Genomic DNA, 215 nt, shown 5'->3' with positions numbered 1-215 from the left:
GGCACCAACGATGCGGCCGTGCTGTCCACCGGCATCGCCAACCTCACCGAGACCAATGCCGCCGTCGACATCTCCACTGCCGGCACACTGACTATCAGCGACGTCGACAGCGCCGCAACCTTCGTCGCGCAAACCAACACCGCCGGCAGCTACGGCCAGTTCTCCATCGGCACCGACGGAGCCTGGACCTACGTCGCCAACTCCGCCCACAACGA

The 215-nt window shown here is 65.6% G+C and carries 1 protein-coding gene; it reads left to right on the top strand.

Features of this window, described 5'->3' with window-relative positions; genetic code table 11:
* A partial coding sequence (locus AC07V0_RS29975) for a VCBS domain-containing protein (RefSeq protein ID WP_495020210.1) occupies nucleotides 1–215 on the top strand: 215 nt, incomplete at both ends.

The organism is Pseudomonas sp. GW821-FHT01E10 (assembly GCF_059422365.1).
This window is presented reverse-complemented; position numbering and strand designations above follow the sequence as displayed.